This is a genomic window from Loktanella fryxellensis, assembly GCF_900110065.1.
Lineage (GTDB): Bacteria > Pseudomonadota > Alphaproteobacteria > Rhodobacterales > Rhodobacteraceae > Loktanella > Loktanella fryxellensis.
Genome location: NZ_FOCI01000001.1, coordinates 129,261 through 141,432, shown reverse-complemented (window position 1 = coordinate 141,432; position 12,172 = coordinate 129,261). Strand labels below are relative to the sequence as shown.

Genomic DNA, 12,172 nt, shown 5'->3' with positions numbered 1-12,172 from the left:
CCCGCGATGTCTCAATGGGCGGTAAATGTCTGCGGTGCGATCGTCGAATCCCCCGACCACTGGCGCAGGCGCGCGGCCTCGGCCGGGGACAGGGTGTCGACATTGAGCGCGAGCGTATGAAGGTCGGTCAGGATCTGCAGCGCCTGCGCCGTCTCGGGCGCCGTCAGTTCGCGGTCGCTGCGGGCGAAACTGCCCAGACTGCGGCCGCCGCCCTGCGCCACCGCACACACCACGCCAAAGCGAAGCCCATGATCGGCGGCGCGCGACAGCACCCCGCCCACCGGCGCCGGCAGGGCCGACCAGCGGCATGCCCCGGTGTGGGCAAAGCCCCAGTGGATCGTGGGGTCGGTGACCGCCAGCGATTCGCCGGAATAGATCTGCGTCCAGGCCCTTGGATAGGTCTGCAGCAGGAAACGCGGCGCCGCGAATCCCACGTGCAGCCCCAGCGCCACGCCTGCGGGTGCAAGCGTGCAGGCCATGCGCATCGTATCGTCGAGGGTCATGGCGCGTGTCATCGTAATGGTCCATTTTGACCCACCGCACGTGGCGGAGGGATCGGTGATCGTGGCATTTCCTTTTGCTTGCGCTTGTTTTAGTGTCAAATGTGCAGGTCGCAACCCAAGATGGGCAGGAAACGATTGCCACGATGACGCGACGCATGACCCCTGATGATCTGGCGCGCCTGGCACCTGCCGGGCACTACATGGCGCTGCGCATCGGTTTCGCCTTTCCGATGGAGGAAGTGAACGCCCTGCCACAGGCGTGGATCGAACATTACACCCGCAGCCGGCTGTTGCTGCATGACCCGGTCATGCGGTGGGGTTATGCCCATACCGGCATCATCGACTGGACCGATCTGCGACATCAGGACCCGCAGGGCGTGCTGGCGATGGCGAGCGCGTTCGGGCTGCGGTTCGGCGTCGCGGTGTCCGTGTTCGACGACAACGCGGACGGGCAGCGGTCGCTGGCCAACTTCAGTCGTGGCGACCGGGATTTCACGGGGCTGGAAAAGCGTCTGCTGCTGACCTATGTCACGCGCCGCCACACCGAGATGGCACCACCGCGCAACCTGACGGCGGCCGAGTTGCAGGCGTTGTGCATGGTGAAGGACGGAATGCGGCTGAAACAGATCGCTTACGATCTGGGCGTCACAGAGGGTGCGGTCAAACAGCGGTTGAAGAATGCAAAGGTCAAGCTTCACGCCAATACGAGCACGCAGGCGGCCGCGATGGCGCGGCAGTTCCGGTTGATCTGACGCCCGGTGGCGAGATCAGCCGCCACTATGGGGGCGGCTGATCCCGGCCAAGTCACAGATCAGCGGATGGGGCGGATCAGCTAGTCGTGACGGGCACGCATGTGCCGGTTTCGGCATCGGGCATCGCGCCGTCGGCGCAGGACATGGCGGTGGTCTTGGCCATGCTGCATCCGGCGGCAAAGGCCAATCCCGGTGCAAGCGTCAGGATCAGCGCGGCGAGTGTGGTCTTCAGCATCGTGCAGCCTCCATTCGGTTTCACAATGGCCCAGCGTCGCATGACGCCGGGTCAATCGCCAAATGATTTGTGCTGCGACAGGATGTCCCTGCCGCCGCGTTGTCAGTCCTTGCCGAAGACGCGGGCAAAGATCGTGTCCACGTGCTTGGTATGATAGCCGATGTCGAACTTGTCGGCGATCTGGGCCGGGGTCAGCGCGGCGGTCACTTCGGGGTCTGCCAGCAGTTCCGTCTGGAAATCGGCGCCCTTTTCCCAGACCTTCATGGCGTTGCGCTGCACCAGACGGTAGCTGTCCTCGCGGCTGACACCGGCCTGCGTCAGGGCCAGCAGGACGCGCTGCGACATGACCAGACCGCGGAACTTGTTCATGTTGGCCAGCATGGTGTCGGGATAGATCACCAGTTTCTCGATCAGGCCCGCAAGGCGGTTCAGCGCGAAGTTCAGCGTGATCGTCGTGTCCGGCGCGATGGTGCGTTCGACGGAAGAATGGCTGATGTCGCGTTCGTGCCAGAGGGTGACGTTTTCCATTGCCGGCGTGACGGACATGCGCACCAGTCGCGCAAGGCCTGTCAGGTTTTCGGTCAGCACCGGGTTGCGCTTGTGCGGCATCGCTGACGAGCCCTTCTGCCCGGGACTGAAGAACTCCTCCGCCTCCAGCACCTCGGTGCGCTGCATGTGGCGGATTTCGGTCGCGATGTTTTCCATGCTGCTGGCGATGACACCGAGCGTGGCAAAGAACATGGCGTGGCGGTCACGGGGGATGACCTGCGTGCTGATCGGCTCGGGCGTCAGGCCGAGCTGCCTGCACACATGTTCTTCGACCGCCGGGTCGATGTTGGCGAATGTGCCGACCGCACCGCTGATCGCCCCGGTGGCGATCTCGGCCCGGGCGTTCACCAGACGGGCGCGGCCCCGGTCCATTTCCGCATAGAAGCGGGCGAAGGTCAGGCCCATCGTGGTGGGTTCGGCGTGGATGCCGTGGCTACGGCCGATGCGGACCGTGTCCTTGTGTTCCATGGCGCGCGATTTCAGCGCGGCCAGCACGCGGTCCATGTCGGCCAGCAGGATGTCGGCGGCGCGCACCAGTTGCACGTTCAGCGTCGTGTCGAGCACGTCGGAGGAGGTCATGCCCTGATGCACGAATCGCGCCTCGTCGCTGCCGATGTGTTCCGCCAGATGGGTCAGGAACGCGATCACGTCGTGCTTGGTCACGGCCTCGATCTCGTCGATGCGGGCCACGTCGAAGGTCACATCCTTTGCCTTCCACACCGCTTCGGCATTCGCGCGCGGGATCACGCCAAGGTCGGCCATCGCGTCGCAGGCATATGCCTCGATCTCGAACCAGATGCGGTATTTGGTCTCGGCGGACCAGATGGCGACCATCTCGGGGCGGGAATAGCGCGGGATCATGGCATGGACCTTTCGGGGGATGGGGTTGGCGGCGTCTTAGCGGGGTGGTGCCGGAATGGAAAGAACCGCCCGTGACGCGAGGGCAGGCGGACATGCAAAAGGGGCGCCCGATGGGGCGCCCCTTGCGTGATCGGTGCTGCGGATCAGCAGCTGTAATACATCTTGTATTCGATCGGATGCGGTGTGTGCTCGTAGGCGTAGACTTCTTCCCACTTCAGCGCCATGTAGCCTTCCAGCTGCGAGCGGGTGAACACGTCGCCCTGCAGCAGGAACTCGTGATCGGCTTCCAGCTCGGTCAGGGCTTCGCGCAAGGACCCACAGACGGTGGGGATCGACGCCAGTTCTTCCGGCGGCAGATCGTAGAGGTCCTTGTCCGACGCGGGGCCCGGATCGATCTTGTTCTTGATCCCGTCGAGGCCTGCCATCAACAGGGCCGCGAAGGCCAGGTAGGGGTTGGCGGCGGGGTCGGGGAAGCGGGCCTCGACGCGCTTGGCCTTGGGCGATTCGGACCACGGGATGCGAACGCAGCCGGACCGGTTGCGGGCGGAATAGGCACGCAGCACGGGGGCCTCGAAACCGGGGATCAGACGCTTGTAGCTGTTCGTGGTCGGGTTGGTGATCGCGTTCAGCGCCTTGGCGTGCTTCAGGATGCCGCCGATGAAGTAGAGCGCTTCCTGAGACAGGTCAGCATACTTGTCGCCTGCGAAAAGCGGCTTGCCGTCCTTCCAGATCGACATGTTCACGTGCATGCCGGTGCCGTTGTCGCCCGCCATCGGCTTCGGCATGAAGGTCGCCGACTTGCCGTAGGCCTGTGCCACATTGTGGATGACGTACTTGTACTTCTGGATCTCGTCGGCCTGCTTGGTCAGCGTGCCGAAGATCAGGCCGAGTTCGTGCTGGCTGGACGCCACCTCGTGGTGGTGCTTGTCGACCTTCATGCCCATGCGCTTCATCGTGGACAGCATCTCGCCGCGCATGTCCTGCGCGTCGTCGATCGGGTTCACGGGGAAGTAGCCGCCCTTGATGCCGGGGCGGTGGCCGGTGTTGCCGACGCCGGTTTCGGATTTGAAATCGGTGTCGGTGTTCCATGCGCCGTCGATGGCGTCGACCTGGAAGCTGACCTTGTTCATCGAGACGCTGTAGCGCACGTCGTCGAAGATGAAGAATTCCGCCTCGGGGCCGCAATAGAACGTGTCGCCCATGCCCGACGCCTTGAGGTAGGCTTCGGCCTTTTCGGCGGTGCCGCGCGGATCGCGGTCATAGGGTTCCATCGTGTCCGGCTCGACCACGGTGCAATGCACGCAAATGGTCTTTTCCGCATAGAACGGATCGACGTAGGCGCTGGCGGTGTCCAGCATCAGCTTCATGTCGGACTGGTCGATCGACTTCCAGCCGGCGATGGACGAGCCGTCGAACATGAAGCCTTCTTCGATGAAGTCGGCGTCCACCAGGTCGGAGACGATGGTGACGTGCTGCAGCTTGCCCTTGACGTCGGTGAACCGGATATCGACGTAATCGGCCTCCTCGTCCTTGATCAGCTTTAGGAATTCCTTGGCACTCATGGGTGATGTCCTTTCAGTCGTATCGTGTGGGATGCGGTGCGCCGGCGTTTGGCGACCGGATGGGGGTCAGAGCGCGTCGTCGCCGATCTCGCCGGTGCGGATGCGGATGGCCTGTTCGACGGTCGAGACGAAGATCTTGCCGTCGCCGATCTTGTCGGTCTTGGCGGCAGCGATGATGGCGGCGATGGCGGCGTCGACCTGATCGTCGGCGATGACGATCTCGAGCTTCACCTTGGGCAGGAAGTCCACGACGTATTCGGCACCGCGATAGAGCTCGGTGTGGCCCTTCTGGCGGCCAAAGCCCTTGACCTCGACGACGGAGAGACCCTGGATGCCCACGTCCTGCAGCGCTTCCTTCACCTCGTCGAGCTTGAACGGCTTGATGATGGCTTCGATCTTCTTCATGCCGACGGCTCCTGCGGTTGCACGTTGTGGCGGTCAGACCACCTTCGCATGACAGGAACAATCGGGCAGGCGCCGGGCGCAAGGGTCGGGCCACGAAATCGCGCCCATTTGACGATAAAATGTGCAAAATGATTAACTTTAGTGCGGTTTATGAACGAGTGCTGCCGATTGTTGCGCCAAGGGCGTCGAGCCTGCCTGATTTCGTGGCGTTTGGGTGTCGTGCGACACACCATGCAGGCGGGGGGCCAGCCCCCCGCACCCCCCGGGATATTTCCGACCAGAAGAAGGGCGGGACCGGCGCGCGACGCGACCGGTGGCGTGCCAGATGACGCCGGCGTTGGTCGCGCAATTTGCACTCGCATCACTCTGCGACCTTTGATAGACAGCCGATCAACGACGGGGGTGGGTCAATCCGCCCCCGTTTCACATGCGGGTGTGGCGGAATGGTAGACGCACCAGATTTAGGTTCTGGCGCCGCAAGGCGTGGGGGTTCGAGTCCCTTCACCCGCACCAACGTCGATGAGAAAGAAGGAAAGCCCATGCAGGTCAAAGAGACCCTGAACGACGGCCTCAAGCGCGGTTACACCATCACCGTGACGGCGGCGGAGCTCGACGAAAAGGTTGTCGGCAAGCTCAAGGAAGCGCAGCCCGAGGTCGAGATGAAGGGCTTTCGCAAGGGCAAGGTCCCCATGGCCATGATGCGCAAGCAGTTCGGCCCGCGCCTGATGGGCGAAGCGATGCAGGATGCCATCGACGCTGCGCTGAACGAGCACATCGAAAGCTCTGGTGACCGCCCCGCAGCGCAGCCCGAGATGAAGATGGACAATCCCGACTGGAAGGAAGGCGACGATGTCGTCGTCAACGTCACCTACGAAACGCTGCCGAACGTGCCGTCCCCGGACCTGAGCGACGTGGCGCTGGAGCGTCTGGTCGTGAAGGCCGACGAGGCCGCCGTCGACGAGGCGCTGAAGAACCTGTCCGAGAGCCCGCAGGCCAAGACCTTTGCCGAGAAGAAGGGTGCGGCCAAGGACGGCGATCAGGTCGTCATCGACTTCACAGGCAAGATCGACGGCGTGGCGTTCGACGGCGGTGCCGGCGAGGATTATCCGCTGGTGCTGGGATCGAACAGCTTCATCCCCGGCTTCGAGGATCAGTTGCTGAAGGCGAAAGCCGGCGACGAGAAGGCCGTCACGGTCAGCTTTCCCGCCGAGTATCAGGCCGCGCATCTGGCCGGCAAGGAAGCCGTGTTCGACGTGACGGTGAAGGAAGTCCGCGCCGCTAAGGCCCCCGAGCTGGACGACGAACTGGCCAAGAAGTTCGGCGCCGACGATCTGGAGGCCCTGAAGGGCCAGATCCGCGAGCGGCTGGAAGCGGAATACAAGGGTGCATCCCGCGCCATTGCCAAGCGCAAGCTGCTGGACGTGCTGGACGGCATGGTGGATTTCGATCTGCCCGCGTCGTTGGTCGAGGCCGAGGCCGGTCAGATCGCGCACCAGCTGTGGCACGAGGAAAACCCCGATCATCAGGGGCACGACCACCCGCAGATCGACCCCACCGACGAGCACAAGTCGCTGGCCAAGCGTCGCGTGAAGCTGGGTCTGCTGCTGGCCGACATCGGCCAGAAGGCCGAGGTGAAGGTCACCGATCAGGAGCTGACGCAGGCCATCATGAACCAGGCGCGCCAGTATCCGGGTCAGGAGCGCCAGTTCTTCGAGTTCGTGCAGCAGAACGCGCAGTTCCGCCAGCAACTCCAGGCGCCGATGTTCGAGGACAAGGTCGTGGACCACATCTTTGCCAAGGCCAAGGTGACGGACAAGGACGTGACCAAGGAAGAGCTGCAGGCCGCCGTCGAGGCGCTGGAGACCGAAGACTGATCCCAGCCGCAAGGCTGATGTGCGACAAGGTGGCATCCCCGCAAGGGGATGCCATTTTTCGTGGGCGAAGTGGTTAACGTCTTGTCAATGCGGGGCCTTGGGCCGATGCTAGTGAAACAAGGGTCCTGACATGGCCCGCATCCCGACATCAGAGGTTCCCGATGGCCGCCCGGTGCCTTGCCGTTCTGTTTCTTGGAGTGACGCTGTGCGCATGGTCGGGCGCTGCCGTGGCCTGCCCGAACCCGGCGATCGGTGCGTTCAGCCGGTTGGACGCCAACGGGGCCACCCTGCGGCTGGGCGACAGTCGCCGCGTCGATGCGGGCGGCGACACCGATCTGGCAGGATGCGCCATGGGGTTGGATGCGCCGGTTGACGGGCGTTTCAACACCGTGCCCAGCCTGACGGCGGATCTGGCGGGCATGACGGGCCTTGCGATCGAGATCGCGGTCGTCAGTCGTTGTGCCACCGCGCTGCTGGTGCGCACCGCCGACAACCGCTGGTTTCACGACAGCGACGGGCAGGGGCCGGGCCGTCCGCGGCTGCTGTTGACGCAACCGTCGTCAGGCACGTTGTCGGTCTGGGTCGGGACACCGGATGGTCAGACCTGCACCGCGCGGGTCACCCTGCAGACCATGTTTGGCTGAGAACCTGATCCAGATCATCTTTTTGTGAGCAGTCCGTGATCGCCGTGCCATAGTGCCGTGGTGGAAAGCGATTCTCGGGGGATAGCATGGGATCGGTCATTCGAACGGCGGTATGTCTTGGTCTGGTGGCGGGGGCGGCACAGGCCTGCCCGGATTTCAATCAAAGCGGTCCCGGTGGCGGGCTGACGGGCGCGCAACTGACCAGCGGTGTCAGCTATGAGGTGATGGCCGGTGGCGACAACCTCGTGTGGAACTGCAGCAATGTGCAGCCGGGCACCGATCAGGGGGCAGGCTATTTCACGTCCCGTCCGGATTTCACGTTCCAGCTGTCCGGCATGGCGGGGCGGCAACTGTCCGTCAGCGTGACGAGTGCGTGCGATTCGGCGCTGTTGATCAATACGGCATCGGCGAGCTGGTTCTATGACGACGACGACAACGGCAATCTGGACCCGCGGATCGTGCTGACGCAGCCCGCCGACGGCTATCTCGACATCTGGGTCGGCACCTATGACGGTGCCGTCTGCGATGCGGTGATGACGCTGCGGGCCAGCTGAGGCGGCCGCCGGTCGCCCGGCGGTCCGCCTGCGTCAGAGCGTCATGCGGTAGAGTGCGAATCCGTTCGGCGTGTCGCCGGCGGGTTCGAGCGTGAGGCCCGCCACGCTGCCCGCATATTGCGCCGCGTTCGGCCCGGTTTCGAACAGCACCGTGGTGTAGCCCAGCGGCACGAAGGACCAGTTCGCGTCCGCTGACGGGCTGATCGTGCCCTGATCGACGATGTAGCGCACGATCACGTCGCGGTTGGTGTCCGGCCCTTCGAACACGATCGTGCTGCCGTCGGCCCCCGGAAAGCTGCCACCGCCGCCCGCGCGGTAGTTGTTGGTGGCGACGATGAACTGCGCCGCAGGGTCGATGGGTGCGCCGTCGAAGGCCAGATCCACGATCCGGTTGGCGTCCGGGTTCGCCACGGCACCCTCGCTATCGAAGCGCGAGGGCTGCGACAGGTCGATGCGATAGGTGACGCCGTCGATCACGTCGAAGTTGTAGCTGGGAAAGTCGGAGTTCAGCAGGGGCACATCCCGGTCGCCCGGCGTGATCTGATTGAACATGCCCGCGCTCCGCTCCAGCCAATCCTTGACCTGCGCGCCGGTGATGCGCACCGCACGGATCGTGTTGGGGTAAAGGTAGAGGTCGGCCACGTTGCGAATCGCCACGTCGCCTGCCGGCACGTCGGTATAATAGGCGGGACCGCCGCGACCACCGGCCTTGAACGGGGCAGCGGCGGACAGGATGGGCAACCCCTCGTCCGGGGTGCCCTGCATCATCTGAGCGATGTACCAGCTTTGCGCGTTGGCGACGATCTGGACGGAGGGGTCATCCGCCACCAGCGCGAAATAGCTGTAGAGCGGCGCATCGGTCTGGCCCACGGCACGGCGGACATAGGCCAGTGTGGCGTCGTGGTCGGCCTGTGCGGCGTCCAGCACGGGCTGTGCGCTGTCGACCAGCGCGCTGACGGTGCCATCCTCTGCGCGCGATGAGATGGGCCGCGCCTCCACCTCGTGCGACACGATGCGCCAGCCGTCGCCGTCGCGTTCCAGCAGCAGGTCGATCAGGCCCAGATGGCTGCCCCAGAAGCCCGCCATGACGGCGGGTTTGCCCATCAGCGTGCCTGCGGCGATGTCGGCGCCTTGCACATCGGCGTAGTCGTCGGACGGGAACACCAGATGGCTGTGGCCGGTCAGGACCGCGTCGATCCCATCGAGGGCCGCCAGTGCGGTGGCTGCGTTCTCCATCATCTCCGCAGGATCGGCGGCCCCTATGCCGGAGTGGCACAGCGCCACGATGATGTCCGCACCCTCTGCCTGCATCCGGGGGATGTAGGCGGCGGCGGTCTGCACGATGTCGCGGGCCTGCACGTTCCCTTCCAGATGCTGGCGGTCCCAGTTCATGATCTGCGGCGGCACGAAGCCGATCACGCCGATGCGGATCGGCCAGGTGTCGCCCGCGCCGTCGGTCAGCTCACGCTCCAGTATGGTGTAGGGCGCGATCAGGGTCTCGTCCTCGGTCGGGGTCGTCCCTTGCGTGGTGGTGACGTTGGCGCAGACCATCGGATAGGCGGCGCCGGCGAGTGACGCGGTCAGAAAGTCGAGGCCGTAGTTGAACTCGTGGTTGCCCAGCGTGCCCGCATCGAAGCCCAGCGCGTTCATGGCGGCGATGATCGGGTGCAGGCTGCCGTCCGGCATTCCGCGTTCGTAGGCGATGTAGTCGCCCATCGGGCTGCCCTGCAGGAAGTCGCCGTTGTCGAGCAGCAGGGCATTCGTCGCCTCTGACCGGATGTTGGCGACGATGGACGCGGTGCGCGCAAGGCCCACAGTATCGATGGGCTGGTCCGCGTAGTAGTCGTAGGGAAAGACGTGGACGTGCAGGTCCGTCGTCTCCATCAGACGCAGGTGCGCCTGACCCGCCTGCGCGCGCACCGAGAGCGGGTGCAGCGCGATGAAACCGGCGGTCGAGGCGAGGAACGTGCGGCGGGAAAGGGTCAGGGTCATGCGCGGCGGCATCCTTTGGCTGGGTGTGCCGCCAGACTGACGCGCGATTGCAACCCTGTCACGACACGCGGCCCGGTTGCGCGGAACCTTGACGGGTCAGTGCCGGATCGCGGTCTGTGCCGGATGCGTCGCCTGGGGTGCGGCGGGGGTCATCGTCGCCTGCGTGGCGCGGGCAAAGCGCAGCAGGTACGGCGACAGATCCTGTGCCAGCGCGATCGCCGGAAAGGCCGCCTGTCCGGTGACGAGGATGGATGAGAACAGCATCGCCTCGTCCCGGTCGCCGGTCGTGGCAGCCACCAGCATATTGGCGAAGGCACATTCGTCGCCGCCGAAACACCGACACGGCACGCCGTGGCGGACCAGCGGGCGGCGCGCGCAGCCCAGCGTCAGGCGCATCAGGTCGTCGAACAGGGCTGTGGCGGCGTCCGCGTCGGTCTGGCCGAGGGCCAGCGCCATGTCCTGTGTGATCCGCTGGCGGTTGGTGCCGCCATCGCACCACATCCGCATGAACAGGATCGCGATCATCTCGAGCGGCGGCAGCTCGTCCAGTTGGCCGACGGGGGCACCGCCGCGGGCGTGGACGGGGTCGGCAGAGGGGAGGGTCATGGGCAATCTTTCGCGGCTGCACGGGTTGCATAAAGCCTGATTTTTTTAGTCGGATTCGTCAAGTCTTGTTTCCAATGGGCAGGTGCGCGGCGGCACACGTCCGCCCACGGACGGGGCGGACCCCGCCGAAAGGGGGCCCGAACGCAAAAGGCCGCCCCCGGAGGAGCGGCCTTTCATCACGCAAGAGACGGTCCGATTACTCGGCGTCGGCCCGGCGCTGGTTCGCGTCGTCGTCGTTGCCGGCGGCACCGATGTCGTCGAACAGTTCCTGGATCTCGAACTCGGCGGCGGCTTCTTCTTCCGCTGCCAGTTCCTGGATCGACTTGCCGGCGGCCTGAAGCTCTGCCTCTTCCTTGGAGCGGGCGACGTTCAGCGTGACCGTCGCTTCGACCTCGGGGTGCAGCGTCAGCGTGACGTCGTGCAGGCCCAGTTCCTTGATCGGACCGCGCAGGACGACCTGGTTGCGGTCGACCTTGAAGCCGTTGGCGTCGGCGGCCTCGGCCACGTCACGCGGCGTGACGGAGCCATAGAGCGCACCGGCGTCGGAGGCGGAGCGAATCACGACGAAGGTTTCGCCGTCGATCTTGTCGGCCTCGGCCTGTGCGGCTGCACGCGTTTCGGCGTTGCGGCTTTCCATCGCGGCCTTCTCGGCCTCGAAGCGGGCCATGTTGGCGGCGTTGACGCGCAGCGCCTTGCCCTGCGGCAGCAGGTAGTTGCGGGCGTAGCCTTCCTTGACGGAGACGATTTCACCCAGTTGGCCCAGCTTGGCCACACGTTCCAGAAGAATGATCTGCATGTTGTGTGCTCCTTACTTCACGGCGTAGGGCAGCAGGGCCAGGAACCGGGCACGCTTGATCGCCTGGGCGAGCTTGCGCTGGTTCTTGGAGCCGACGGCGGTGATACGGGCGGGCACGATCTTGCCACGCTCGGAGATGTAGCGCTGCAGGGTACGCGTGTCCTTATAGTCGATCGCGGGGGCGCCTTCACCCTCGAACGGATCGGACTTGCGGCGGCGGAAGAATGGTTTGGTTGCCATGATTTACGGTCCTTTCCTGATGTGGCTTAGCGGCGCTCGCGACGGACGTCGCGTTCGTCGCGTTTCTGCATCTGCACGGAGGGCAGCTCGGCGTGATCGTCGACCTTGATGGTCAGGACGCGCATCACGTCTTCATGCAGGCGCATCAGGCGTTCCATTTCCTGCACGGCGGCGGCGGGCGCATCCGAACGCAGGAAGGCATAGTGGCCCTTGCGGTTCTTGTTGATCTTGTAGGCCATCGTCTTGACGCCCCAGTATTCACTGTCGACCAGCTTGCCGTCGTTGTCGGCCAGCACGGTGCCGAAGTGTTCGATCAGCGCCTCGGCCTGCGTGTTGGACAAGTCCTGACGCGCGATCATCACATGCTCGTAAAGCGGCATGGCATTCCTTTTCATCTTGTTCGACGCATTTCATAGGCCGGGGAAGTTGCCCTTCCGCGTCCCGACCACGAGAGGCTGCGCAGTGTATCACCATTGCGGAAGTGGGCCGCTTATACACAGCACGCCTCGTGGTGCAAGCCGCCCGTTCACGCCATGCCCGTGCGGCATGGATGCAGGGGGTCCGGTGCGACCCGGATATACCGCGATGATACCCCGATG

14 protein-coding genes and 1 tRNA gene are annotated in these 12,172 nt (G+C 64.7%); 5 read left to right on the top strand and 10 right to left on the bottom strand.

Annotated elements, in window-relative coordinates; translation table 11 throughout:
* Nucleotides 1-11 precede the first annotated feature (11 nt).
* Complete coding sequence (locus BMX16_RS00735; protein ID WP_089897684.1) at nt 12-515, bottom strand: autoinducer binding domain-containing protein; 504 nt, start codon at nt 513-515, stop codon at nt 12-14.
* Nucleotides 516-658: 143 nt separating this feature from the next.
* On the opposite strand from BMX16_RS00735, the gene BMX16_RS00730 reads away from it, so the two are divergent.
* Nucleotides 659-1,255, top strand: coding sequence for a helix-turn-helix transcriptional regulator (locus BMX16_RS00730; protein WP_245731192.1), 597 nt, complete (start codon nt 659-661; stop codon nt 1,253-1,255).
* 76 nt (nt 1,256-1,331) lie between these two features.
* On the opposite strand, the gene BMX16_RS17485 is transcribed toward BMX16_RS00730, so the two are convergent.
* The 4 genes from BMX16_RS17485 to BMX16_RS00715 all read right to left on the bottom strand — a co-directional run bounded on the left by BMX16_RS17485 (nt 1,332) and on the right by BMX16_RS00715 (nt 4,867).
* Nucleotides 1,332-1,490: a hypothetical protein gene (locus BMX16_RS17485; RefSeq protein WP_177174530.1), complete on the bottom strand. Its 159-nt coding sequence runs from the start codon at nt 1,488-1,490 to the stop codon at nt 1,332-1,334.
* Between the two features lie 102 nt (nt 1,491-1,592).
* On the bottom strand, nt 1,593-2,900 hold the full coding sequence (gene purB, locus BMX16_RS00725) for an adenylosuccinate lyase (RefSeq protein WP_089897680.1): 1,308 nt from the start codon (nt 2,898-2,900) through the stop codon (nt 1,593-1,595).
* A 143-nt stretch (nt 2,901-3,043) separates the two neighbouring features.
* Nucleotides 3,044-4,462, bottom strand: a complete 1,419-nt coding sequence (gene glnA, locus BMX16_RS00720; protein ID WP_089897678.1) for a type I glutamate--ammonia ligase — start codon at nt 4,460-4,462, stop codon at nt 3,044-3,046.
* Nucleotides 4,463-4,528: 66 nt separating this feature from the next.
* Complete coding sequence (locus tag BMX16_RS00715; RefSeq protein WP_089897676.1) at nt 4,529-4,867, bottom strand: P-II family nitrogen regulator; 339 nt, start codon at nt 4,865-4,867, stop codon at nt 4,529-4,531.
* Between the two features lie 429 nt (nt 4,868-5,296).
* Here BMX16_RS00715 and BMX16_RS00710 point away from each other — a divergent pair.
* The 4 genes from BMX16_RS00710 to BMX16_RS00695 all read left to right on the top strand — a co-directional run bounded on the left by BMX16_RS00710 (nt 5,297) and on the right by BMX16_RS00695 (nt 7,939).
* A tRNA-Leu gene (locus BMX16_RS00710) sits at nt 5,297-5,380 on the top strand.
* Nucleotides 5,381-5,406: 26 nt separating this feature from the next.
* Entirely contained in the window at nt 5,407-6,741 is a 1,335-nt protein-coding gene (tig, locus tag BMX16_RS00705; RefSeq protein WP_089897674.1) for a trigger factor, read from the top strand.
* Nucleotides 6,742-6,902: 161 nt separating this feature from the next.
* Nucleotides 6,903-7,385: a hypothetical protein gene (locus BMX16_RS00700; RefSeq protein ID WP_089897672.1), complete on the top strand. Its 483-nt coding sequence runs from the start codon at nt 6,903-6,905 to the stop codon at nt 7,383-7,385.
* Nucleotides 7,386-7,471: 86 nt separating this feature from the next.
* Nucleotides 7,472-7,939, top strand: a complete 468-nt coding sequence (locus tag BMX16_RS00695; protein WP_089897670.1) for a hypothetical protein — start codon at nt 7,472-7,474, stop codon at nt 7,937-7,939.
* Between the two features lie 33 nt (nt 7,940-7,972).
* Here the strand turns inward: BMX16_RS00695 and BMX16_RS00690 are convergent, their stop codons facing one another.
* From BMX16_RS00690 to rpsF, 5 genes are all read right to left on the bottom strand, one after another.
* Nucleotides 7,973-9,931, bottom strand: coding sequence for a bifunctional 2',3'-cyclic-nucleotide 2'-phosphodiesterase/3'-nucleotidase (locus tag BMX16_RS00690; protein WP_089897668.1), 1,959 nt, complete (start codon nt 9,929-9,931; stop codon nt 7,973-7,975).
* A 96-nt stretch (nt 9,932-10,027) separates the two neighbouring features.
* On the bottom strand, nt 10,028-10,537 hold the full coding sequence (locus BMX16_RS00685; RefSeq protein WP_089897666.1) for a hypothetical protein: 510 nt from the start codon (nt 10,535-10,537) through the stop codon (nt 10,028-10,030).
* Between the two features lie 196 nt (nt 10,538-10,733).
* The gene (gene rplI, locus BMX16_RS00680) at nt 10,734-11,333 is read right to left on the bottom strand and encodes a 50S ribosomal protein L9 (RefSeq protein WP_089897664.1); all 600 of its coding nucleotides are present in this window, start codon (nt 11,331-11,333) and stop codon (nt 10,734-10,736) included.
* A gap of 12 nt (nt 11,334-11,345) precedes the next feature.
* A complete protein-coding gene (gene rpsR / locus BMX16_RS00675; RefSeq protein ID WP_089897662.1) occupies nt 11,346-11,573 on the bottom strand; it encodes a 30S ribosomal protein S18 in 228 nt (75 codons plus the stop codon).
* A 26-nt stretch (nt 11,574-11,599) separates the two neighbouring features.
* On the bottom strand, nt 11,600-11,953 hold the full coding sequence (rpsF, locus tag BMX16_RS00670; RefSeq protein ID WP_089897646.1) for a 30S ribosomal protein S6: 354 nt from the start codon (nt 11,951-11,953) through the stop codon (nt 11,600-11,602).
* Between the last annotated feature and the right edge of the window lie 219 nt (nt 11,954-12,172).